The following is a 24,245-nucleotide window of genomic DNA, read 5'->3' as shown; positions in this document are numbered from 1 at the left end:
TTTTACGTCCGGAGACGCTGATATCAATCCTGCGAGTGCCCACACAGATTGTCTGATAAATTGTTAAAGAGCGGTGCAATCAGCGCCTTAAGCTGCTGTTGCGAGGTGGCGTATATTACGCTCTCCTCCTTCAGAGTCAAACACTTTTTTCAGCGTTTTTCTCCGGCGGGGTGAATTTCTTCACTCCCTGCTGAGCCGTCTGCGTTGCCGCTTTGCCGTCTCAGTGGTGGCGCATTATAGGCAGGTTCTGAGGAAGCGCAAGGGCAATTTTCAAGTTTTTATTCGTTCGCTTGAAAATTGCACAAAACCGCCTAAATCAGCCCTTTTTAATGCGTCCAGGCAGCTCTGACAGGCTGTTAAGCACCCAATCTGCTGCATTTTCGCCTTCAGCGGTGACCGGCTTACCAGTACGCACCAGCACTTTCGTGCCCACACCTGCTGCTGCAGCTGCCTGCATATCTTCTATTTTGTCACCTACCATATAAGAAGCAGTCATATCGATGTTCAGATGCTTCTGCGCAGAGAGCAGCATACCCGGCTGCGGCTTACGGCAATCACATACCTGGCGATACTCTTCTACAGTTGCATCTGGCAGATGAGGACAGAAATAGATGCCATCAAGATCGACATCACGATCCGCCAGCGACCAATCCATCCATTCGGTGAGCTGCATAAACTGGTCTTCGGTAAACATGCCGCGCGCAATACCGGACTGGTTGGTCACCAGTACCAGCGCGAAGCCCATCTTCTTTAGCACCTGTAACGCTTCAATGGTGCCATCGATGAATTCAAAATTATCGATTTCGTGAACATAACCATGATCGACATTCAGGGTGCCATCACGATCCAGGAAAATAGCGGGGACTTTATTCGACACGTAGAAACTCCTGCTGCAAATAATGCCGCACAGTATCGCATGATTGCATATATAGAGAGAATGGCAGATTGAATGACTTCGATTGATTTAGCCGTCTGGATGCCTTAACATCCATCCAAATTTCACGCAGCGCAATCGCGTGAAACCCGATACACCACGGACAACGCAACACGATAACTATTAAACTAATGATTAAACTCGAAAACATTACCAAAGTGTTCCAGCAAGGTTCACGCACCATTCAGGCGCTTTCCAACGTCAGCCTGCATGTGCCTGCTGGACAGATTTATGGCGTCATCGGTTCTTCCGGTGCCGGTAAAAGTACGCTGATCCGCTGCGTTAACTTGCTTGAGCGTCCAACATCAGGACGCGTTCTGGTTGATGGTCAGGATTTGACTGCCCTCTCCTCCTCAAAACTGACGCTGACACGCCGTCAGATTGGCATGATTTTCCAGCACTTCAATCTAATGAACTCACGTACCGTAGCCGGTAACGTTGCGCTGCCGCTTGAATTGGGCGACCTGTCACGTGAGCAGATTAAAAACCGCGTAACTGAACTGCTGGAGTTAGTTGGACTGGCGGACAAGCACGACAGCTGGCCTGCGAATCTTTCGGGTGGACAAAAACAGCGTGTGGCGATTGCGCGTGCGCTGGCCACGAATCCAAAAGTTTTGCTGTGCGACGAAGCCACCAGCGCCCTCGACCCAGCAACCACGCGTTCCATCTTAGAGTTACTGAAAGACATCAACCGCCGTCTGGGGATCACTATTCTGCTGATCACTCATGAGATGGATGTGGTGAAACGCATCTGCGATCAGGTTGCTGTTATCAGTAATGGCGAACTGATTGAGAAAGACAGCGTCAGTGAAGTGTTCTCACATCCTAAAACGCCACTGGCTCAGCAATTCATTCAATCGACGCTGCATCTGGATATCCCAGACGATTACCAGCAACGTATGACACCGCAAGCCACAGCTGAAAGCGTCCCGCTGTTGCGTCTGGAGTTCACCGGCAAATCAGTAGATGCGCCGCTGCTGTCAGAAGCTGCTCGTCGCTTCAATGTGAATAACAACATCATCAGTGCCCAGATGGATTATGCCGGCGGCGTGAAGTTCGGCATCATGCTGGCCGAGATGGATGGCAGTGAAACAGACACACAGGCAGCGATTGCCTGGCTGAAAGAAAATCATGTGAAAGTAGAGGTACTGGGTTATGTCTGAAGCGATGCTGTGGTTACTGACGCGTGGCGTCTGGGAAACGCTGATGATGACCTTCGTCTCTGGTTTCTTTGGTTTTGTACTCGGCCTGCCCGTCGGCGTGCTGCTGTATGTCACTCGCCCAGGGCAAATTCTGGCCAATGGCACACTCTATCGCGTGCTCTCAGCGGTGGTGAATATCTTCCGTTCAATCCCCTTCATTATATTACTGGTGTGGATGATTCCTTTCACGCGCATGATTGTCGGCACCTCCATTGGTTTGCAGGCTGCAATCGTGCCACTGACAGTCGGCGCCGCACCTTTCATTGCGCGCATGGTCGAGAATGCGCTGTTAGAGTTGCCAACCGGTTTAATCGAAGCCTCACGCGCGATGGGCGCGACTCCCCTGCAGATCGTACGTAAAGTGCTGCTGCCAGAAGCCCTGCCTGGTCTGGTGAATGCCGCTACAATTACTCTGATTACGCTGGTCGGCTATTCCGCCATGGGTGGCGCGGTCGGCGCAGGTGGCTTGGGTCAGATTGGCTATCAGTATGGTTACATTGGTTATAACGCCACTGTGATGAATACTGTGCTGATTTTGCTGGTTGTTCTGGTGTATCTCATTCAATTCTGTGGCGACCGCATTGTCCGTGCTGTGTCACATAAATAAGTAAACAACATCAATAGTCCTCTATTAAGGAAGGGATATGTCTTTCACATTTAAGAAGATTGCCGCTGTGGGTGCTCTGATTGGCGCAATTGCGCTGGCAGGATGCGATCAGAAAGCTAAAGACCCAAACCACATCAAAGTGGGTGTGATTGTCGGTGCTGAGCAGCAGGTTGCTGAAACCGCAGTGAAGGTCGCTAAAGAGAAATACGGTCTGGATGTTGAGCTGGTGACCTTTAACGATTACGTGCTGCCGAACGAAGCATTAAGCAAAGGCGATATCGATGTTAACGCCTTCCAGCATAAGCCTTATCTGGATCAGCAGATCAAAGACCGTGGCTATAAGCTTGTGCCAGTGGGTAACACCTTCGTTTATCCGATTGCTGGGTATTCAAAGAAAATCAAATCATTGGATGAACTGCAAAACGGTGCACAGGTTGCGATTCCTAACGATCCAACCAACCTCGGTCGTTCACTGCTGCTGCTGCAGAAAGTCGGCCTGATCAAACTGAAAGATGGCGTGGGCCTGCTGCCAACCTCTCTGGATATTGTTGAGAACCCTAAAAACCTGAAGATTGTTGAGCTGGAAGCGCCACAGCTTCCACGTTCACTGGACGATCAGCAGATTGCGCTGGCGGTGATTAACACCACTTACGCCAGCCAGATTGGCCTGACACCTGCGAAAGATGGCATCTTTGTCGAAGATAAAGATTCTCCTTACGTGAACCTGATCGTTAGCCGTGAAGATAATAAAGATGCGGAAAACGTGAAGAAATTTGTTCAGGCATATCAGTCTGATGAAGTTTCTGAAGCCGCGAACAAAATCTTCAACGGTGGTGCAGTTAAAGGCTGGTAATTTTCGCCTTTGATGCCATCCAGGGCGGCTTCGGCCGCCCTTTCTTTTTGCTGACTTGTTATTTAATCCCGTCCTTGTTTCAATAACGCCACTTTTTACTACTGAGGATGTTGCCATGCGTTTTTTACCGCTCTGCTTGTTAGCATTGATGCTAACCGGGTGTGTCCGTGAATATCACCCAATAAGCAGTGCTCCCGCCCGCCCGCAACCATCATCCAGCGAACCAGAACGTAAGCCTGCTCCACGTCCTGCACCGGTAAAAATTTATACCGATGCCACCGATCTGGTCAGTAATCCGTTCCGCGATCTGGGCGAAGTCTCTGCCGATGATTGCCAAAGCAGCAGCCAGGATTCGCCACCGAATATCAATACCGCGCGTAAGCGCCTGCAGATTAAAGCAGCCGGGATGAAAGCGAACGCGATATTGCTGCATAAATGCGAAATCGTCACCAGCACGCCGGGCTGTTATCGTCAGGCGATTTGCCAGGGCTCAGCACTGAAAGTTTCCAATCAATGAGTGATTTTGCCTTTGCGCAAATCGGCGTCATTCGTTCGCCGTGGAAAGAAAAATTTGCCGTACCGCGCCAGCCTGGGCTAGTTCAGGATGGCGGCGGCGAGTTGCATCTCCTGCCGCCTTATAATCAGCCAGAAGCGGTGCGCGGGCTTGAAGCCTTCAGCCATCTTTGGGTGCTGTTTGTTTTCCATCAGACCATGGAAGGCGGTTGGCGCCCAACCGTGCGCCCTCCTCGCTTAGGCGGCAACGCACGCATGGGAGTCTTCGCCACCCGATCCACCTTTCGCCCTAACCCCATCGGCATGTCGCTGGTCGAATTGAAAGGCATTCGATGTGAAAAGCAGCAGGTGATTCTGCAACTCGGTAGTCTGGATTTAGTCGATGGCACACCGGTAGTCGATATCAAACCCTACCTGCCGTTTGCTGAAGCCCTGCCCGATGCCCGCGCCGGCTTCGCGCAGAGCGCACCGGATGCCACCATGCCCGTGCGTTTCTCTGCTCTGGCGCAAAACCAAATCCAGCAGCAGAACAACTATCCCCATCTGGCACGTTTTATCGCTGACGTTTTAGCGCAGGATCCCCGCCCCGCTTACCGTAAAGGTGAAGCGGAAGATCGTGAATATGCTGCCTGGCTACTCGACTTTAACGTGCGCTGGCGTATCGATGAGATCGGCACAGAAGTGATCGCTCTCGATCCACGCTAAAACAAGCTTTTGAGTGAATGATCTCGCTGGTACACTAGCCGCCAGAAAATTTTTTGTCCGTGTCCTTCCGTACAACTGGAATCGTAATCAATGCGTACTACTCAATATCTGCTCTCTACTCTGAAAGAGACGCCATCCGATGCGGAAGTGATCAGCCACCAGCTGATGCTGCGCGCCGGTATGATCCGTAAACTGGCTTCTGGTCTTTATACCTGGCTGCCGACCGGTGTTCGCGTGCTGCGAAAAGTTGAAAACATCGTACGCGAAGAGATGAACAACGCGGGTGCGATTGAGATCTCCATGCCGGTGGTTCAGCCTGCCGATTTATGGGAAGAGAGCGGCCGTTGGGAGCAGTACGGCCCAGAACTGCTGCGCATTAAAGATCGCCACGAGCGTCCATTCGTGTTAGGTCCAACTCACGAAGAAGTGGTCACCGATTTGATCCGCAACGAGCTGAGCTCGTACAAGCAGCTGCCGCTGAATCTGTATCAAATCCAGACCAAATTCCGTGACGAAGTGCGCCCTCGTTTTGGTGTGATGCGCTCACGTGAGTTCATCATGAAAGATGCATACTCCTTCCACACCTCACAGGAATCCTTACAGGAAACCTATGATGCAATGTATCGCGCTTACAGCCAGAGCTTCAGCCGTATGGGGCTGGATTTCCGTGCGGTGCAAGCGGATACCGGTTCGATTGGCGGTAGCGGCTCTCACGAATTCCAGGTGCTGGCGCAGAGCGGTGAAGATGATGTGATCTTCTCCAGCGAATCCGATTACGCCGCTAACATCGAAAAAGCCGAAGCACTGGCGCCAGCGGGCGAACGTCCGGCTGCGACTCAGGCGATGACGCAGTTCGCGACGCCAAATGCCAAAACGATTGCCGAATTGGTTGAGCAACATCAGATCCCGGTAGAAAAAACCGTGAAAACGCTGATTGTGAAAGGTGCGGAAGAGAGCGGCCATGCGCTGGTTGCCTTGTTGGTTCGCGGCGATCATGAACTCAACGAAATCAAAGCCGAGCATCTGGATATCGTTGCCTCTCCGCTGGAGATGGGCAGCGAAGAAGCGATTCGCGCCGCCGTTGGCGCAGGTTTTGGTTCTATCGGCCCGGTTGGTCTAAGCATGCCTGTGATTGCTGACCGCACCGTTGCCAAGATGAGCGATTTCTCTGCAGGCGCCAACATTGATGGTCAGCACTTTGCCGGCATCAACTGGCTGCGCGATCTGCCAGAAGCGCGCGTAGAAGATATCCGTAACGTGGTTGAAGGCGATCCAAGCCCGGATGGCAAAGGCACGCTGCAAATCAAACGTGGTATCGAAGTCGGTCACATCTTCCAGCTGGGTACCAAGTACTCTGACGCAATGAAAGCGGCAGTACAGGGTGAAGAGGGCCGCAACCAGATCATGACCATGGGTTGCTACGGCATTGGTATCACCCGTGTTGTCGCCGCGGCCATTGAGCAGAACCATGACGAACGCGGCATCATCTGGCCAGCCGCGCTGGCACCGTTCGAAGTGGCGATTTTGCCAATGAACATGCAGAAATCGTTCCGTGTGAAAGAGTTGGCTGAAGAGCTTTACAGCCAGCTGCGTGCCAAAGGCATTGATGTGATTCTGGATGACCGCAAAGAGCGCCCAGGCGTGATGTTCGCTGATATGGAACTGATTGGCGTGCCACATACTATCGTCATCGGTGACCGTAACCTCGATAACGAAGAGATCGAGTACAAGTCGCGTTCATCCAGCGAGAAGCAAATGATCAAACAACACGATATTGTCGAGTTCCTGGCAAAAGCGCTGAACAAGTAAGACTAAAACGCCTCCAGCTGGAGGCGTTTTTCATTGCACTTTTCCCCGCATCGCTTTCACATTACTGCGCCGTGATTTCCCCTCGAGCCGCCGCTCTTTAGATGCACGCGTGGGTCGTGTCGCCCGCCGGGTTTTTTCCATCGTGGTTAACTCACGAATCAGATTGATCAGCCGCTGCAGGGCCGCCTCGCGATTCATTTCCTGGCTGCGATACTCCTGAGATTTGATGATCACCACGCCTTCTGTCGTAATCAAATGGTGGCTCGCAGCCAATAGGCGTTCCTTGTAGAACGGTGGCAGCGAAGAGGCATGGATATCAAAACGCAGATGGATAGCAGTAGACGTTTTATTCACATGCTGCCCGCCCGCACCTTGTGCACGAATGGCACTGAGCTCGACCTCGTTGTCTGCAAGTGAAACTGAACGCGACAGCACGATCATCTGTCACCTGCCTTTAAGAACGATGTTGTGTCGCGGAATAACCTGTTCATCAACTTAACCTTTTGTGCGCCGCCTTCCTGCTTAAGGCCAGCGCTGTGTGTCACTTTTACACTTTTCTTTGTACAGATCGCGGCTTCCCCTGGCTGATTTCCATGAAAATCCTGTGATATAGTCGCTTATCAACCAGAGTATTTAAGCTCTGCTGAGGAGGTGTATGTGCAAAAGTATTGTGAGTTAGTTCGCCAGAAGTATGCCGAAATCGGCAGTGGCGACCTGGGGTATGTGCCAGACGCGATAGGTTGCGCGCTAAACGCACTCAACGATATTGCCGCTAATTCTGCGCTAAACTCTTCTGTCAGGGAACAAGCAGCTTATGCTGCTGCTAACTTATTGGTGAGCGACTATGTTGACGAATGAAGCCTACAAACCCATCAACTGCGATGACTACGATAGCCTCGAGCTCGCCTGCACCAAACACTGGACGCTGTCTTTGGAGTTAAAAAACGGCGATCAGCTTAAGGCGAAAGCCGTTGACATGGTCTCACGTAAAAACGTGGAGTACCTGACGGTCGATCTCTCCGGTGAAACCCGCGAACTGCGTCTTGACCATATCGCCAGCTTCAGTCATCCCGAGCTGGGCACCGTCATCGTTAGCGAAGACGAATAACTACCACATTCGGGCGGGAATGCTATCCCGCCCCCCTCGCTTACGGCTTCAGCGAACTGTAATACGCCGATAAATCTTCCATATCCTGATCGCTCAATCCTGCCACAAACGCTTTCATCACTTCTGCCTGACCACCGCTACGCTCCCCTTTTTTATATGCCTGCAAGGAGTGCAGCAGGTAAGGCGCATGTTGCCCGGCAAGATTGGGATAAAGCGGCACAGCACTTTTCCCTTCCGCACCATGACACGCCAGGCAGGTTGCTGCTTTTTGCGCGCCTGCATTCACATCGCCGTCGGCAAAAGCCGGCAACGCTGCGGCCAGCAATGCTGCCGCCATCCAGTGTTTCATCATTGCTCTCCATCTTATTGTTGTTGTAACCAGATCGCTTGCCAGCCTTGCTCATGACTGGCCGCACCTTCGTGGGTGACAAAGATTCCCGGTGCACAGATCAGCGTCTGGTTGTAGTAAATCAAGGGGATACGCTCCCGCTGCCAGGGTGGCACACCTAATTCCTGCCACAATTTTTTTATCTCGCGGCCTCCGGCGCGGCCCAGCAGATGATAATAGCCGCTGGCCTGAAAACGAACGTTGATCGATTCGTCCTCGGTGGGATGACGCAAGGTGGCGATCGCCGGGTTTGCCTGTAATACGCCTAAATTCTCGGGCAGCCGCAGCAGTTGTTCACGATCATGCCAGGTTAGCGAGTGCTGACTCAGCGATGCATGCGCGTTAAGCCAATACAGCCGCTGTCGATACCGGCGGAGTGTAAAGGCAGCAAAACTCAGGCTGGGATTGGCATCTTCACGGCTACACATCACTTCATCGGTGATACGTTTTAAGGCATCACGTGAAGGCATCGCGCCGCCCTGCTGTGCAATCCAGCGACGCAAAAGCGCATGGCGCCGCGCTTCGCTCATCGTCAGCAATGGCGGAAAATGCAGTGCGCCCTGTTCATCAGTGAGCTGGGCCAACTGTTCTGCCAGCAGTTCATCCAGCAATTGTTCCTGCTCACCACACAACGCGGCACTGCGGGCGCTGGCGGCGCTAAAATGTGGCCAGCGCGTCTGCAGCAACGGCAGAATGTCCTGACGAAGAAAATTACGGTCATAGCGGCTGTCGGCGTTACTTTCATCCTCGATCCAGCGTAAGCGGTGCTCCGTCGCATAGGTTTCGAGTTGCTGACGACTGATATCCAGCAATGGGCGCAGGTGCGAATGTTTTCCCACCTGACGCTGGATGGGCATCGCCGCCAATCCTGCTGGACCACTGCCCCTTTTTAACGCCAACAACAGCGTTTCACACTGATCGTCAAGGTGCTGAGCCGTAAGTAAGTGCTCACCGGGTTGCAGCTGTTGCAATAACGCCTGATAGCGTGCTTCACGGGCCGCCGCCTCAATGCCCTTTACACGACCATCCACCTGAACGCGCAACACTTCGCAGGGAATCTGCCACTGCTGACAGATTTGCAGGCAATGTGACGCCCAGCGCTCCGCATTTGGGCTTAATCCATGATGGACGTGCAACGCGCGCACCTGCAGCTGTGGCATCAGGCGTTGCCAGCTCACCAGCTGATGCAGCAGTACGGTGGAATCCAACCCGCCACTGAACGCCAGCACACAGCGGGCGTCGGGTTTCAGTAACGAAGCAAGATGGGAAAAGGACATAGCGTAATCCGTCAACGCGAACCGCCTGATTGCGGCCCGCAGCGGTGGCTAGTTTACGCTTGATACAGCTCCAGCGGCAAACCGTCTGGATCCGGAAAGAAAGTGCACGCTTTGCCAGTCAGGGCATCAATGCGGATGGGTTCGCACACCACGCCTTTCGCAGCCAACGCGGCAATCGACTGTTCAACATCATCAACACAAAACGCCAGATGACGCAGACCGCAGGCTTCCGGCCCACTGACGCGTGGCGGCGGCGAGGGGAACGAGAACAGTTCGATGGTATAAACCCCGTTCAGTCCCAGATCGCCTTTCCACGAATCACGCTCGGCGCGGTAATACTCACCCAGCAAATCAAAACCTAACACGTCACAGTAAAACGCCTTACTGCGCTGATAATCGGTGGCAATAATGGCAATGTGGTGGATCTGTTTTATCTGCAGCATAGCGGCTCCTAAAGAATCAGCCGCTAAGCCTACGTGCTCGGTAGCGCGCTGAAAAGAGGCAATTGTCCGAAGTTAACGGCTGTTTTCCTCACGGAGCACGCGCACCAGATAGCGCCCATCGTCGGTGAGCGTTGCACCATGGATATCGGTTTCAAATCCAGGATAGTGCCGTCCAATCGTGCAGAGCATCAGCAGAAAATCGAGCACCGCGCGGCTCTCCTCCGTGATCATCTCGCCCGGCATCACCAACGGCACGCCCGGAGGATAAGGCAGAATCATGTTGGCAGAGACCCGGCCCACTAACTCACGGATATCGACGGTTTCGACTTGCCCCTGCACCTGGCGCTGGAAGGCCTGATGCGGCGTCATTTTTGATTCAGGTAAAACGTCGAAAGCCTTAAGCATCAGGCGTGGCAGATCGTGTTGTCGAATCAGATTATGAATGCCCTGCGCCAATGTCTGGATCCGCATATTACGATAGAAATCGGGATCTTCGGCATAGAGATCCGGCAGCATGTTTTTCACCCGCAAATTAAGATCGTAGGCGCGTTTGAATTCAGTCAGACCACGCAACACGCTCATGGCTTTGGTTTTATCGATGCCGATGCTGAACAGGAACAGCAAATTGTACGGACCGGTCTTCTCTACCACCACGCCGCGCTGATCGAGGAACTTCGCCACCAGCGCCGCCGGAATGCCTTCATCCGCCATTTTCCCCAATTCACTCATTCCGGGTGTCAGGATGGTGACTTTGATCGGATCGAGGTACATGTGATCACGATCGGCATGGGTGAATCCATGCCAGTCCTCTTCGCCTGGCTGGATCGGCCAGCACTCAGCTTCATCGATCTGCTCAGGCTGCCAGATGTCGAAGAACCAGCCATCGCACTCTTCACGCAGTCGCTGAATCTCACGACGGAAGTGCAAAGCGCGCTCAACTGAGCGATTGATCAATCGCTTTCCCGGATTACCGCGCAGCATCGCCGCCGCCGTTTCGATCGATGAGACAATCGCGTAACTCGGCGATGTGGTGGTGTGCATCATGTAGGCTTCATTAAAGGTGTCGTGGTCGTAATCACCTTTGATGTGAATCAGCGAGGCCTGCGAAAACGCCGCCAGCAGTTTGTGCGTTGACTGCGTTTCATAAATCACCTTGCCGGGAATACGCTCCCCGCTCATACCACTTTTGCCGCTGTAGATGGGATGAAAGTTGGTATACGGCACCCAAGCCGAATCGAAATGAATCGACGGCACATCCAGCGTCTCTTTGATGTACTGGGTGTTATACAACAGGCCATCGTAAGTGGAGTTGGTGATGACGGCATGCACCGGCCAACTGGCGCGTGGTGTCTGATTAACTTTCTGCTGAATGCTGTCGCGTGTGAATTCCCGCTGCGGGATCCCCCCTAAAATGCCCAGCGCATTACGCGTCGGCTTGAGCCAAATCGGGATGATGTCGCTCATCATCAGCAAATGGGTGAGTGATTTGTGGCAGTTACGGTCAATCAGCACCGTACTTCCTGCGGGTGCAGCGTACATCCCAACAATTTTGTTTGAGGTTGAGGTGCCATTGGTCACCATATAGCTTTGTTCAGCGCCAAAAGTACGCGCCACATACTCTTCTGCTTCGAGGTGCGGGCCGGTGTGATCGAGCAGAGACCCCAGTTCGGTGACGGAGATGGAGACATCCGCCTTGAGCGTGTTTGCACCAAAGAAGTCATAGAACAGGCTGCCCACCGGGCTTTTCTGGAAGGCGGTGCCGCCCATGTGGCCCGGCGTACAGAAGGTGTATTTGCCCTCTTTCACATAGGTGAATAGCGCCTTGGTGAGCGGCGGCATGATTTTATCGATGTACTCATCGGTGTACTGCCGAATGTGCAATGCTATGTCGTCAGCGGCATTGAGCGCGTACTCAAAGAATTGCAGCGCCATGCGCATTTCGTTAATGCTGACATCCATCTGCGAATGGGTGTTAATAAAGGCATACAGCGGCAGATATTCGTTGAGCTGGTTGATGTCGCTACACAGCGCCAGACTGTAATCGTCCCAGTCAAAAACTACGCCGCAGATACGCGGGTTGTGTTCTATCAGTTTCAGCAGGTCGCTGGCATTGTTGGGATAGACGGTCTGGAACCCTTGCAGCTTGAGGGCTGCGTCCAGTTCACGAATCGGTTCATCTTTGTAGAACGCGCCGTGCGGTCCCATGATCGCGATAATATTCAATGCTCACCTCCTGTGGTGTTATGGCACTAAATAAGGATAGCGAAAAGTGAGAGGTGAATGTTCTGGAATACGTTGTTGTTGTTTAGGGGGGATTGCTGTCAATTGGGTGCGAGGGCCAGAAAAGGCCAGCCCGATCGCAAAGGAACAACGCATCCATGCAGCTCGGCCGGGCCGTCCATGGCCCGGACGCTTTGCTCATCGGGCTAGCCTTCTCTGCCCGGTTAGAACGTCATGGCTGCCCAATTCATCGTCGTCTGTTTGATCCCACTCAATATTCAGGTGAGTTCATGATTGAATGGACACTTTGATTATAAAAAGGTTTTTTGGCTGATTAGATTGTCTTTGCTGCCCAATGCATAGCCTTCTGAACGATCTTGCTCAGTAATTAGCGGGCATAAAAAAAGCGGACCGGAGTCCGCTTTTCTTGATGAGCAAGCCAGCTTACGCGTAGCCGTAGCTCATCAGGCGCTGATAACGACGGTTAAGCAGTTCTTCCGTGCTCAGTACGTCGAGATCGGCCAGATCCGCCAGCAGTTGCTTTTTCAAGCTTGCCGCCATATCCACTGGTTGACGATGCGCGCCGCCCAATGGTTCAGGGATGATCGAGTCGATCAGCTTCAGCTCTTTCAGGCGATCGGCGGTGATGCCCATCGCTTCCGCAGCCAATGGCGCTTTATCAGCGCTTTTCCACAGAATAGAAGCACAGCCTTCCGGTGAAATCACCGAGTAGGTGCTGTACTGCAGCATGTTCACTTTGTCGCCCACGCCAATTGCCAGCGCACCACCGGAACCGCCTTCGCCAATCACGGTACAAATGACCGGAATTTTCAGACCTGACATTTCACGCAGGTTGCGTGCGATGGCTTCTGATTGTCCACGCTCTTCGGCGCCCACACCAGGGTATGCACCCGGGGTGTCGATGAAGGTGATCAGTGGCATTTTGAAGCGTTCAGCCATTTCCATCAGTCGCAGCGCTTTACGATAGCCTTCTGGTGCTGGCATACCGAAGTTACGACGGATTTTCTCTTTGGTTTCACGGCCTTTCTGATGGCCAATGACCATCACCGGACGACCATCAAGACGGGCAATACCGCCGACAATCGCTTTGTCATCGGCATAAGCGCGGTCGCCAGCCAACTCATCGAAATCATCAAACGCGTTGCGGACATAGTCCAGCGTGTAAGGGCGCAGCGGGTGACGCGCGAGCTGCGCAACCTGCCATGCACCTAAATCGGAGAAGATTTTACGGGTCAGCTCAACGCTTTTTTCGCGCAGACGCTGCACTTCTTCATCCAGATTAATATCGTGTTTCTCATCCGAACGGCCAATTGACTTCAGCGAGTCGATTTTCGCTTCCAGTTCTGCGATTGGCTGTTCAAAATCCAGGTAATTAAGACTCATAATGTTCCTGTTTTAGTCAAACTCCAGTTCCACCTGCTCCGATCCTACTAACGACCGCAAATCGTTGAGTAAACGATCGCTGGGCGAAATACGCCACGCTGCACCAAAGCGCAGCTTCGCCCGCGCATCTGCTCTCTGATAATAGAGATGCACCGGAATGGTCCCGGAGCGATGAGGCTCCAGAGACTGGCGGAGACGGTTTAAAAGCTGGTCATCAATTTGCCTGTCCGTCAGCGAGATAGCAAGTCCGCGCGCGTATTTTTCCCGCGCTTCGTCGATGTCCATCACTTCTCGAGCGGTCATTTTAAGGCCACCGCTAAAGTCATCAAAGCTGACCTGTCCACTGACGATCAGGATACGGTCTTTCTCCAGCAACTGCTGGTATTTATCTAACGCATCGGTAAATAACATCACTTCCAGACGACCAGAGCGATCGTCGAGAGTACAAATACCAATTCGGTTGCCGCGTTTCGTGACCATCACGCGAGCGGCAATCACCAGCCCCGCCGCGATGGTTACTTTACCACGATCCGTCGGATGCATGTCCTTCAGGCGCATACCGCCAACGTAGCGATCAATTTCTTTAAGATACTGATTAATTGGGTGGCCGGTGAGATACAAACCCAACGTCTCACGCTCACCGTCCAGTTGAATCTGTTCCGGCCATGGCGTGATGTTGGTGTATGACTTCTCCACCTGTTCAGGCTCTTCGGCCAGCACGCCAAACATATCTGCTTGTCCGGTCGCTTCCGCTTTTGCGTGCTGATCCGCAGCTTTCAATGCATCGCTGAGCGCGCTCATCAAGGCTGCACGATGCGGACCAAGGCGATCAAAAGCTCCCGACATGATCAGCTTTTCCATCACACGACGGTTAATCTTTTTCGTGTCGGTGCGAGCGCAGAGATCAAACAGCTCTTTGAAGTAGCCGCCTTCGTTACGTGCTTCGATGATGGCTTCAATCGGCCCTTCACCCACGCCTTTAATGGCGCCGATACCATAGACGATTTCGCCTTCATCATTCACATGGAACGGATACAAGCCGGAGTTGATATCGGGCGGCAGCACTTTCAGGCCCATGCGCCAGCACTCATCCACCAGGCCAACGACCTTCTCGGTGTTGTCCATATCGGCGGTCATTACTGCTGCCATAAATTCTGCCGGGTAGTGCGCTTTCAGCCACAGCGTCTGGTAAGACACTAAAGCATAGGCTGCAGAGTGCGACTTGTTAAAGCCATAACCCGCAAACTTCTCTACCAGATCGAAGATCTTCATCGAGAGTTCACCGTCAACACCCATGCTTTCTGCACCGTCCTGGAACACCGAACGTTGTTTGGCCATCTCTTCGGGTTTCTTTTTACCCATTGCACGGCGCAGCATATCCGCGCCACCCAGGGTATAACCCGACAGCACCTGAGCGATCTGCATCACCTGTTCCTGATACAGGATGATGCCGTAGGTGGGTTCCAGTACCGGCTTCAGGGTTTCGTGCTGCCACTGAATATCCGGGTACGAAATTTCTTCACGGCCGTGCTTACGGTCAATGAAGTTATCAACCATGCCCGATTGCAGCGGTCCCGGGCGGAACAGTGCCACCAGTGCAATCATATCTTCAAAGCAGTCCGGCTTCAGACGCTTGATCAGATCTTTCATGCCGCGTGATTCAAGCTGGAAAACCGCTGTGGTTTCCGAGCGTTGCAGCATATCGAAGCTTTTCTTATCATCCAGCGGGATGGCGGCGATATCAATCGGCTCCAACCCTTCTTTGGCGCGGCGCGGGTTAATCATCTTCAGCGCCCAGTCAATGATGGTCAGCGTGCGCAAGCCGAGGAAGTCAAACTTCACCAGGCCGGCGTATTCCACATCATTTTTATCAAACTGGGTTACCGGGAATTGGCCATTCTCATCACAGTAAAGCGGCGCAAAATCAGTGATTTTGGTCGGTGCGATAACCACCCCACCGGCGTGTTTACCGGCGTTACGTGTGACACCTTCCAGCTTGCGCGCCATATCGATTAGCGCTTTGACCTCTTCATCTGCCTCGTAGATTTCCGGCAGCTGCGGTTCCGCTTCAAAGGCTTTTTCCAGCGTCATGCCGGGATCCGGCGGGATCAATTTGGAGATGCGATCCACAAAGCCATACGGATGACCCAGCACACGTCCTACGTCGCGGATAACCGCTTTCGCCGCCATGGTACCGAAGGTGATGATTTGCGAAACCGCTTCGCGCCCATACATCTCGGCAACGTGATCGATCACCTGATCGCGCTTCTCCATGCAGAAATCGACGTCGAAGTCGGGCATGGAGACACGTTCCGGGTTGAGGAAGCGTTCGAACAGCAGATCAAATTCCAGCGGGTCGAGGTCAGTGATTTTCAGCGCATACGCGACCAGAGAGCCTGCACCCGAACCACGGCCCGGCCCAACCGGGATACCGTTATCCTTCGACCACTGGATAAACTCCATCACGATCAGGAAGTAGCCAGGGAAGCCCATCTGATTGATAACGTTGAGTTCAATCTCAAGACGTTCATCATATTCTGGCCGCTTCTCTGCACGCACCTTGTCATCCGGGAACAGGAATTCCAGACGCTCTTCCAGCCCTTCACGAGACTTCATGACGAGGAAATCTTCAGTCGTCATTTCCCCGGTGGGGAATTGCGGCAGGAAGTATTCACCCAGGCGTACCGTGACGTTACAACGCTTAGCAATCTCTACGCTGTTTTCCAGCGCTTCCGGGATGTCCGAGAACAGCTCGCACATCTCCTCTTCGCTGCGCATATATTGCTGAGGACTGTAATGACGTGGGCGTTTTGGATCGTCCAGCGTGAAGCCATCATGAATCGCCACGCGAATTTCATGGGCGTCAAAATCTTCTTCGTTGAGGAAACAGACTTCGTTGGTGGCCACCACCGGCACACCTTCGGCAATCGCTAACTCAACGGCGGCATGCAGATAAGCCTCTTCATCGGCGCGTCCGGTACGTGTCAGCTCGAGGTAATAACGATTGGGGAAATGTTCCTGATAGAAACTGAGGCACTGCGACACAAGCGCACTGTTGCCGCGCAGTAGACTGCGGCCAACATCGCCCTTGCGTCCACCGGAGAGCAGAATGATGCCTTCACCCAGTTCGACCAGCCAGTCACGGTCAATAATCGGTCCGGCAATGCCATATCCACGCTGATAGGCACGCGAAATTAACAACGTAAGGTTCTGATAACCGGTGTTGTTGGCGGCAAGGACCGTGAGTTGTGTCAGCTCATCGCCCATCAACTCGCTGGCGACGTGGAAATCCGCACCAATAATCGGTTTGATGCCTGCATCGTGCGCACTGCCGTAAAAACGCACCAACCCGCAAAGGTTGATGTAATCGGTAATCGCAATCGCCGGCATACCCAGCGCAGCCGCCTTCTTGACCAATGGCTTAGTTTTCGCCAGGCCATCGACCATCGAATAGTCGCTGTGTACGCGCAGATGTATAAAACGAGGTTCAGCCATATCAGTTTCCGATTAAAACAGCGTCAGGCTATTAAAGCGCAGTCGGCTGACGCGCGGCCAGCACATCAGCATCAATCAGGGCATTTCGCACCGGGGCAAAGCTGCGACGATGATGTGGCGTGGCACCAAACTGCGTCAATTTTTCCATATGCAACGCAGTTGGGTAGCCTTTGTGCTGGGCAAATCCATATTCCGGGAACAACAGATCCAGCTCGGCCATTTCACGATCGCGCGTAACTTTCGCGATGATCGAGGCTGCACTGATCTCTTGTACCAGGCTATCGCCCTTCACCACCGCCTGCGATGGCATGGGCAATGCCGGACAACGGTTGCCATCGATCAACACAAAATCAGGCGTAACAGGCAGACCCGCTACCGCACGCTGCATCGCCAGCATAGTGGCGTGCAGAATGTTGAGTTGGTCGATCTCTTCAGGCTCCGCCCGGCCGAGGCTCCAGGCTAGCGCTTTCTCTTTGATCTCGTCATACAGCGCCAGCCGACGCTTTTCGGAAAGCTTCTTTGAGTCGGCCAGCCCTTTAATCGGATTCGCGGGGTCGAGGATGACTGCTGCGGTGACAACGGCGCCTACCAGCGGACCTCGCCCCACTTCATCCACGCCAGCAATGCGCTGTGCGTTTGGGTAGATAAACTCAGTCATTGGCAATCTCCAGTACGGCGTCCGCGGCTTGCTCATCAGCATTCCAGCGAATCTGTTGATGCAACTCGTTGAAGGTGTTCAGCAGGTCATCGCGCTCTGGTCCGGCATGCAACAGAGGTTCCAGCGCAGCCGCCAGTGCCTCTGGCTGGCACTCTTCCTGCAACAGCTCTTTGACCAACTCCCGACCCGCCAGCAGATTGGGCAGTGAAACGTAAGGCGTTTTCACCAAACGCTTCGCCAGCCAGAAGGTAAAGGGTTTCATGCGGTAACCGACCACCATCGGACACTTCGCCAGCATGCACTCCAGCGCAGCAGTGCCGGATGCGAGAATCGCCGCATCGCTGGCGATCATCGCCTGACGGCCTTTGCCATCCAGCAAATGCATCGGTAGCTCGGGCGCCACTTCAGCTTTAATCTGTTCAAACTGTTCGCGGCGTTTGGCATTGACCAGCGGCACCACGATTTCCAGCGCGGGATAACGCTGACGCAATAACTGCGCCGCACGCAAGAAATCCGCACTCAGCATTTCCACTTCTGCACCACGGCTACCCGGCAGCAAGCCCAGACAGATCGCATCCTCCGCGATGCCTAACTCACGTCGCGCCGCAGATTTGTCTGGCTGCAGCGGCATGGCATCTGCCATGGTGTGGCCGATAAAGCGGCAAGGTACGTTGAATCGATCGTAAAACGCTTTTTCAAACGGCAGAAACGCCAATACCAGGTTGGTGTTGCGGCCAATTTTGAACACGCGTTTTTGTCGCCACGCCCAGACGGAAGGACTGACGTAATGAATGGTGCGAATTCCTGCGCGCTTCAGGCTGCCTTCCAATGTGATATTGAAATCTGGCGCATCAATGCCGACGAAGACATCAGGCTTGAGTTCGGTGAAGCGCTGCGTTAAATCCTTGCGAATTTTCAGCAAGCGGCGCAAGCGGCCGAGCACTTCAACAATGCCCATCACCGCCAGCTCTTCCATCTCATACCAGACTTCACAGCCTTCGGCCTGCATCAGCGGACCGGCAACGCCGACAAAGCGGGCATCAGGATGACGCGCTTTGAGCGCACGGATAAGGCCTGCACCAAGAATATCGCCGGAGGTTTCTCCGGCGACCAGGGCAATCGTTAAGGGACGCACTGACATGGATTAACGAATCAATCCACGCGTCGAACGGGCAAAGAAGTCATAGAAAGGCTGCACTTCGCTGTGTTGTTTTGCCAGCTCTTCAATCTCTGGTTTCACTTCATCCAGCGTTTTACCACTGCGATACAGCAGTTTGTACGCATTGCGAATCGCGTGCAGTGCTTCTTTGCTAAAGCCACGGCGTTTGAGGCCTTCGATGTTGATACCGAACGGGGTCGCGTGGTTACCCTGCGCAATAACGTACGGTGGGACATCCTGCGCGACGCCTGAACAACCGCCAACCATCACGTGTGCACCAATGGTGCACCACTGGTGGACTGCCGTCATCCCGCCGATAATCGCGAAATCATCCACGGTGACATGGCCACCCAGCGTGGCGTTGTTGGCAAAGATGCAACGGTTACCAATGACGCAATCATGCGCGATATGCGCATTGACCATCAGCAGGTTATCACTGCCGACTTTAGTGAGGTTGCCACCCTGCGTAGTGCCACGGTGAATAGTCACACTCTCGCGGATGCGGTTGCGATCGCCGATTTCAACACGGGTCGGTTCACCGGCATATTTCAGGTCCTGGTTCACTTCACCAATCGAAGCAAACTGATAGATCTGATTGTCTTTGCCGATACGCGTGTGGCCGTTCACCACCACGTGCGATTTGAGCACCGTACCTTCACCAATTTCCACGTTAGCGCCGACAAAGCAGAACGGGCCGATGTGAACATTGGCGCCAATGACGGCACCTTCTTCAATAACGGAACTGGGATGAATATTGGCGGTTGAATCAATCACTAATTATGCCTCCCGGCTACGGGCACACATCATGGTCGCTTCACAGACAATCTTGCCGTCTACAGTTGCCACGCCTTTGAAGCGCGTCAGACCACGACGAGTTTTCTCGAAGGTCACTTCCATGATCATCTGATCGCCCGGTACCACTGGACGTTTGAAGCGGGCTTCGTCGATACCGGCGAAGTAGTACAGCTCGCCGGGTTCCAGTTTTCCAACGCTTTTGAACGCCAGAATACCGGTTGCCTGCGCCATTGCTTCCAGAATCAGAACGCCTGGGAAAATCGGCTTACCAGGAAAGTGTCCCTGGAAAAACGGTTCATTAACAGAAACGTTCTTCACCGCACGCAGATATTTATGCTCTTCAAATTCCAGCACGCGGTCAACCAGCAAGAACGGATAGCGGTGCGGCAGCAGTTCTAAAATCTCTTCGATTTTCAGAGTATGCGTTTCAGTTGTCAAAATACTCTTCCTGTCCTAAAAAATCTGATGGCAATAATAACACGGCCTGCACAGATCAAAATGATCCTCCGCAGGCCGCAAATCAGTTCGGTGGCGTAACGCTTTCCTGAGAGACCTCCTCACACGCATTCGGGGTAAGCCGAAGTCGCAAGAAGGCACGCTGCTTTATTATGAAAGCGGGTCGCGAGCGATGCGTTTAGTCGTCTTTGCCGACCTTACGTTCGATGGCTTTTAAGCGTTTGCTTATTTCATCGATATTCATCACCAGCGCTGCCGTTTTACGCCAGGTTTTGTTGGGTTGCAGTGGGATACCCGATGAGTATACCCCAGGCTCTGTGATCGGGCGCATTACCATCCCCATGCCCGTTACGGTCACTTTGTCACAGATTTCCATATGGCCGTTAATGACGCTGGCGCCGCCAATCATACAATAACGTCCAATCTTCAGACTACCCGCCATGATCACACCGCCCGCAACGGCCGTGTTATCTCCAATCACAACGTTGTGCGCAATCTGACACTGGTTGTCTATGATAACACCATTGCCGATCAGAGTGTTATCTAGTGCACCGCGATCGATGGTGGTACAAGCACCAATTTCAACGCGATCACCAATTACCACGGTTCCCAGCTGTGGAATTTTCACCCAATTGCCACGGTCGTTAGCATACCCGAAACCATCGGCACCGATCACGGTACCCGACTGAATCAGACAATCCTGACCAATCTCGATCTCATGGTAAATCGTCACGTTAGCCCACAAACGTGAGCCGCGACCGATACGCGTCTGCTTACCGACAAAACATCCTGCGCCAATCACGACGTCGTCGCCCAGCTCAACGCCAGACTCGATCACCGCATTCGCGCCCACCGAAACGTTCTTACCCAGCGTCGCTGTCGGATCGATCACCGCACTGGGCGCGATATTCTGCGCGGGCTGCGGCGTTGTGTCCAGCAGTTGTGCCATGCGAGCGTACGTTAAGTAAGGATTTTTCACCACCAGGGCAGCGGTTTTACACCACTCCAGATCCGCTTCCGTCAGCACCACGGCTGAAGCCTGGATATGAGCGAGCTGCTCGCGGTAGCGGCTGTTTGCAAGAAAAGTGATTTGACCAGTGGTGGCGGATTGCATAGAAGCAATGCCGGAGATGGCGATATCGCCATCTCCGTGCAATTCTGCATCCAACTGCTGGGCTAAATCAGCCAGTCGAATTGATGACATCGATTATTTAACCTGTTTTACAACGTCAGCAGTAATGTCTTTAGCATCAGCAGAAGAGTACAGAACGGCCTGAGAATCCAGCACCAGATCGTAACCATCGCTTTTCGCTACAGACTGAACAGCGGTCTGGATTTTAGCCAGCAGCTTGTTACGCTCCTGCATCTGACGAGTCTGGTTGTCTTTGTCGAAAGCCTGCGCTTTCTGTTCAAAAGCAGCACGCTCAGAAGCAATCTGCTTCTCTTTCTTGGTGCGGTCGCTGGCCTTCATGGTTGACGCATTGCGCTGCAGATCCTGGATTTCACCCTGGATTTTCTGCTGCTGCGCCTGGAGGTCAGAAGCACGGCTTGAGAACTCGCCCTCAAGCTGTTTAGCAACAGCGGCACGCTGCGGAGACTGCTGGAATACCTGGCTCAGGTTCACAACGGCGATTTTATCGGCCGCCTGGGCACCCGCAGAAGCAGCTAAAGCAACACCCAGAGCAGCAGCACAGAACAACTTTTTCACTATAAACTCCTTACCTCAACGTGTGTGTTTGCAGCGTGTCACGACAGAGCGCGACACGGATGCAAGACGGTATTTTCACTTCCTTGTTCAGAGCCTTACCAGGTTTTACCAATGTTAAACTGGAACTGCTCTGACTTGTCTCCCTCGACTTTCTTCATCGGCTGAGCATATGAGAATACCAGCGGACCTAATGGCGACATCCATTGCAGGGCGACACCCGCAGAGACACGAATGTTATTCGGATCGCTGTAGTCCGGAATGCCCGCCGCACGCGTTTCTGCAGTGTTCTGCCATTTGGTATCCCAGACGGTACCGGCATCCATAAACACCGAAGTACGGACTGAGTTAGCGTATTTCTCGCTCAGGAACGGCGTTGGCGTGATCAGCTCAAGGCTGGCAATCGCCATAGCGTTACCACCCACCGCGTCATCTGACTTACAGATACCGTTAGCATCGGTCAGATTACAGGTGGACGAGTGATCGTTCAGATAAGCCGCTTTCGGACCAATGGTATTGGACTGGAAGCCACGAACCGTACTTGAACCACCGCCGTAGAAGTTCTCATAGAACGGCATCTCTTTTCCACCGAGCCCGTCACCATATCCTACACGGCCACGTCCCAGCACCACCCAGGTGCCATCACGGTTCAGTGGCACGTACTGCTGGCTATCCAACGTCGCTTTGTAGAAGGCGTTGTCGGAACCCGGAATGGTCACTTTGCCGTTCAGGTTGGTACGGTTACCCTTGGTTGGGAAGAATCCACGGTCCAGCGTGTTATACGTCCAACCGTAGTTGAAGGTGAAGTCATCTGCAGAGAAATCACCATCATCATTCAGACCCTGATGGCGTCCAACCGAGTCCAGATAACGCCACATCGCAACCTGCGGCTGCATGTTGGACAGGTCGTTATGCACATAACCCAGGCCGACACGCAATGTGTTGTTTTCATTAACCGGGAAGCCCAAAGTGCCATCCACACCATAACTTCTGTTGGTGTAGTCAGACAGGTCAGCATCGTCCGCTTTGAAGTCGTTATAGAAGACACGACCACCCAGGCTCACACCGTCGACCGTGAAATACGGATCGGTCAGTGAGAATTCAGCATAGGTCTGGTAATCGTTTTTAGTACCGCTGATGCCAACGGTATTACCGGTGCCGAGCCAGTTTTCCTGGGTCACACCTACCTGGAAGCTGACGCCACTTTCAGTACCGTAACCCACACCAAAGTTGAAGGTACCGGTGTTACGTTCTTTAACCTTATAAACTACATCCACCTGGTCCTGAGAACCTGGCACACGCTGCGTGTCCACATCGACGGTTTCAAAGTAACCGGTACGGTTCAGACGCTCTTTACCCTGATCAACCAGGTCGCTGCCCAACCATGCGCCTTCCATCTGACGCATCTCACGGCGCAGCACGGAATCTTTCGACGTATCGTTACCTTCGAAGCGCACTTTGCGCACGTAATAACGGTTACCGGCATCCACATTGATATGCAGTTTAACGGTTTTGTCTGCATCGTTAATTTCCGGCTGTGTCACCACACGCGGATAGGCATAGCCATAACGACCCAGCAGTTTTTTGATGTCGTCTTCCATCTGGGTAACTTTGGTGCCGTTGTACAGCTCACCCGATGGAATACGCGTCATCTTTTCGATTTCCGCAGAGTGGCCCGCCATGCTGCCGTTCACGATCACGCCGGCAATCTTATACTGATCGCCTTCGTTGATGTTCACAGTGATGTAGATGCCTTTTTTATCTGGCGTCAGGCTCACCTGAGTGGAATCGATGTTGAAGCGCGCATAACCGCGATCCAGATAGAAGCTACGCAGGGTCTCAAGATCCCCGGCCAGCTTTTGTTTCTGGTATTTACGATCGCCAACCACGTTCCACCATGGCACTTCATCACGCAGTGAGAAGCGCGAGATCAATTCGTCAGAGCTAAAGGCTTTGTTGCCAACGATGTTGATCTGCTGAATCTGAGCTGACACGCCTTCCTGGAAGACGAATTTCAGATCCACGCGGTTACGGGGCAGCGGTGTCGCAATCGCTTTCACGCTGGCGGTGTATTTACCGACGCTGTAGTAGAAGTCTTCCAGGCCCTTCTCAATCGAAGAAAGTGTGGTGCGGTCGAGTGCTTCACCGACGCGCACACCAGAAGCTTCAAGGTTCTGCTTCAGCTGATCTTCTTTCACCGCTTTGTTGCCGGAGAAAGTGATGCTGGCAATGGTCGGACGCTCTTTCACCTGAACAATCAGGGTTGTTCCATCACGCAGAACCTGAACATCTTCAAAGTTGCCGGTGGCGAACAGAGAGCGAATGGTGTTTCTGACGTCATCGTCAGAAATGGTATCACCGACACGTACGGGCATGCTGAGCAGAGCCGCGCCGACGGCGACTCGCTGGAGACCTTCGAAATGAATGTCCTTCACTACGAAATCGTCTGCACCGTAAACGGTGGCGCTGCTAAACAGCAGCGACGCTATGAGCAACTTTTTCATCGCCATCGTT

General features: G+C 53.2%; 23 protein-coding genes. 8 read left to right on the top strand and 15 right to left on the bottom strand.

Translation table 11 applies throughout. From position 1 onward, the window contains the following. Positions 1 to 316: 316 nt before the first annotated feature. Entirely contained in the window at positions 317 to 877 is a 561-nt protein-coding gene (gene gmhB / locus QMZ65_RS15175) for a D-glycero-beta-D-manno-heptose 1,7-bisphosphate 7-phosphatase (protein ID WP_097118398.1), read from the bottom strand. 188 nt (positions 878 to 1,065) lie between these two features. Here gmhB and metN point away from each other — a divergent pair, with 188 nt between their 5' ends. From metN to proS, 6 genes are all read left to right on the top strand, one after another. After that, on the top strand, positions 1,066 to 2,097 hold the full coding sequence (gene metN, locus QMZ65_RS15170) for a methionine ABC transporter ATP-binding protein MetN (protein ID WP_097118397.1): 1,032 nt from the start codon (positions 1,066 to 1,068) through the stop codon (positions 2,095 to 2,097). Beyond that, positions 2,090 to 2,743: a methionine ABC transporter permease MetI gene (locus QMZ65_RS15165; protein WP_034829428.1), complete on the top strand. Its 654-nt coding sequence runs from the start codon at positions 2,090 to 2,092 to the stop codon at positions 2,741 to 2,743. The genes metN and QMZ65_RS15165 overlap by 8 nt, the downstream gene beginning before the upstream one ends. A 37-nt stretch (positions 2,744 to 2,780) precedes the next feature. Next, on the top strand, positions 2,781 to 3,596 hold the full coding sequence (locus QMZ65_RS15160; RefSeq protein ID WP_034829430.1) for a MetQ/NlpA family lipoprotein: 816 nt from the start codon (positions 2,781 to 2,783) through the stop codon (positions 3,594 to 3,596). A gap of 115 nt (positions 3,597 to 3,711) precedes the next feature. Further along, positions 3,712 to 4,113 (top strand): envelope stress sensor lipoprotein RcsF, encoded by a 402-nt coding sequence (rcsF, locus tag QMZ65_RS15155; protein ID WP_058962053.1) that lies wholly within the window; start codon positions 3,712 to 3,714, stop codon positions 4,111 to 4,113. Beyond that, positions 4,110 to 4,814, top strand: a complete 705-nt coding sequence (gene tsaA, locus QMZ65_RS15150; RefSeq protein WP_097118396.1) for a tRNA (N6-threonylcarbamoyladenosine(37)-N6)-methyltransferase TrmO — start codon at positions 4,110 to 4,112, stop codon at positions 4,812 to 4,814. The genes rcsF and tsaA overlap by 4 nt, the downstream gene beginning before the upstream one ends. A gap of 90 nt (positions 4,815 to 4,904) precedes the next feature. After that, positions 4,905 to 6,623 (top strand): proline--tRNA ligase, encoded by a 1,719-nt coding sequence (proS, locus tag QMZ65_RS15145; RefSeq protein ID WP_097118395.1) that lies wholly within the window; start codon positions 4,905 to 4,907, stop codon positions 6,621 to 6,623. Positions 6,624 to 6,653: 30 nt separating this feature from the next. Here proS and arfB read toward each other — a convergent pair whose 3' ends face one another. Continuing rightward, positions 6,654 to 7,064 carry an alternative ribosome rescue aminoacyl-tRNA hydrolase ArfB gene (gene arfB / locus QMZ65_RS15140; protein WP_097118394.1) on the bottom strand — a complete coding sequence of 137 codons (411 nt, stop codon included), beginning with the start codon at positions 7,062 to 7,064 and terminating at the stop codon, positions 6,654 to 6,656. A 216-nt stretch (positions 7,065 to 7,280) separates the two neighbouring features. Here arfB and QMZ65_RS15135 point away from each other — a divergent pair, with 216 nt between their 5' ends. Beyond that, positions 7,281 to 7,481, top strand: coding sequence for a YaeP family protein (locus tag QMZ65_RS15135; RefSeq protein ID WP_013507964.1), 201 nt, complete (start codon positions 7,281 to 7,283; stop codon positions 7,479 to 7,481). Beyond that, complete coding sequence (rof, locus tag QMZ65_RS15130) at positions 7,468 to 7,731, top strand: Rho-binding antiterminator (protein ID WP_038648888.1); 264 nt, start codon at positions 7,468 to 7,470, stop codon at positions 7,729 to 7,731. The genes QMZ65_RS15135 and rof overlap by 14 nt, the downstream gene beginning before the upstream one ends. Positions 7,732 to 7,771: 40 nt before the next feature. Here rof and QMZ65_RS15125 read toward each other — a convergent pair whose 3' ends face one another. From QMZ65_RS15125 to bamA, 13 genes are all read right to left on the bottom strand, one after another. Next, positions 7,772 to 8,080 carry a c-type cytochrome gene (locus QMZ65_RS15125; RefSeq protein WP_034829444.1) on the bottom strand — a complete coding sequence of 103 codons (309 nt, stop codon included), beginning with the start codon at positions 8,078 to 8,080 and terminating at the stop codon, positions 7,772 to 7,774. 14 nt (positions 8,081 to 8,094) lie between these two features. Next, the gene (gene tilS / locus QMZ65_RS15120; RefSeq protein WP_182057906.1) at positions 8,095 to 9,396 is read right to left on the bottom strand and encodes a tRNA lysidine(34) synthetase TilS; all 1,302 of its coding nucleotides are present in this window, start codon (positions 9,394 to 9,396) and stop codon (positions 8,095 to 8,097) included. Positions 9,397 to 9,449: 53 nt separating this feature from the next. Then, entirely contained in the window at positions 9,450 to 9,839 is a 390-nt protein-coding gene (locus tag QMZ65_RS15115) for a VOC family protein (protein WP_058962058.1), read from the bottom strand. Positions 9,840 to 9,911: 72 nt separating this feature from the next. Further along, positions 9,912 to 12,062: a lysine decarboxylase LdcC gene (locus QMZ65_RS15110; protein WP_097118392.1), complete on the bottom strand. Its 2,151-nt coding sequence runs from the start codon at positions 12,060 to 12,062 to the stop codon at positions 9,912 to 9,914. A 441-nt stretch (positions 12,063 to 12,503) separates the two neighbouring features. Then, positions 12,504 to 13,463 (bottom strand): acetyl-CoA carboxylase carboxyl transferase subunit alpha, encoded by a 960-nt coding sequence (gene accA / locus QMZ65_RS15105; RefSeq protein WP_034829454.1) that lies wholly within the window; start codon positions 13,461 to 13,463, stop codon positions 12,504 to 12,506. Between the two features lie 12 nt (positions 13,464 to 13,475). Further along, entirely contained in the window at positions 13,476 to 16,958 is a 3,483-nt protein-coding gene (dnaE, locus tag QMZ65_RS15100) for a DNA polymerase III subunit alpha (protein ID WP_058962060.1), read from the bottom strand. A 31-nt stretch (positions 16,959 to 16,989) separates the two neighbouring features. Further along, positions 16,990 to 17,616, bottom strand: a complete 627-nt coding sequence (gene rnhB / locus QMZ65_RS15095; protein ID WP_034829460.1) for a ribonuclease HII — start codon at positions 17,614 to 17,616, stop codon at positions 16,990 to 16,992. Continuing rightward, entirely contained in the window at positions 17,609 to 18,757 is a 1,149-nt protein-coding gene (gene lpxB / locus QMZ65_RS15090) for a lipid-A-disaccharide synthase (protein ID WP_058962062.1), read from the bottom strand. The genes rnhB and lpxB overlap by 8 nt, the downstream gene beginning before the upstream one ends. Positions 18,758 to 18,760: 3 nt before the next feature. Next, complete coding sequence (gene lpxA / locus QMZ65_RS15085) at positions 18,761 to 19,549, bottom strand: acyl-ACP--UDP-N-acetylglucosamine O-acyltransferase (protein ID WP_034829465.1); 789 nt, start codon at positions 19,547 to 19,549, stop codon at positions 18,761 to 18,763. A gap of 3 nt (positions 19,550 to 19,552) precedes the next feature. Continuing rightward, positions 19,553 to 20,008, bottom strand: a complete 456-nt coding sequence (fabZ, locus tag QMZ65_RS15080; protein ID WP_013507953.1) for a 3-hydroxyacyl-ACP dehydratase FabZ — start codon at positions 20,006 to 20,008, stop codon at positions 19,553 to 19,555. 196 nt (positions 20,009 to 20,204) lie between these two features. Beyond that, on the bottom strand, positions 20,205 to 21,230 hold the full coding sequence (lpxD, locus tag QMZ65_RS15075) for a UDP-3-O-(3-hydroxymyristoyl)glucosamine N-acyltransferase (RefSeq protein WP_045813806.1): 1,026 nt from the start codon (positions 21,228 to 21,230) through the stop codon (positions 20,205 to 20,207). A 3-nt stretch (positions 21,231 to 21,233) separates the two neighbouring features. After that, the gene (locus QMZ65_RS15070) at positions 21,234 to 21,734 is read right to left on the bottom strand and encodes an OmpH family outer membrane protein (RefSeq protein WP_034829472.1); all 501 of its coding nucleotides are present in this window, start codon (positions 21,732 to 21,734) and stop codon (positions 21,234 to 21,236) included. Positions 21,735 to 21,829: 95 nt separating this feature from the next. Continuing rightward, the gene (bamA, locus tag QMZ65_RS15065; RefSeq protein WP_283216250.1) at positions 21,830 to 24,241 is read right to left on the bottom strand and encodes an outer membrane protein assembly factor BamA; all 2,412 of its coding nucleotides are present in this window, start codon (positions 24,239 to 24,241) and stop codon (positions 21,830 to 21,832) included. Positions 24,242 to 24,245 lie beyond the last annotated feature (4 nt).

The organism is Pantoea sp. EABMAA-21 (assembly GCF_030053335.1).
GTDB classification, from domain to species: domain Bacteria; phylum Pseudomonadota; class Gammaproteobacteria; order Enterobacterales; family Enterobacteriaceae; genus Pantoea; species Pantoea communis.
Note: the sequence above shows the minus strand (reverse complement) of the source record. Positions and strands in the feature narration are given on the sequence as shown.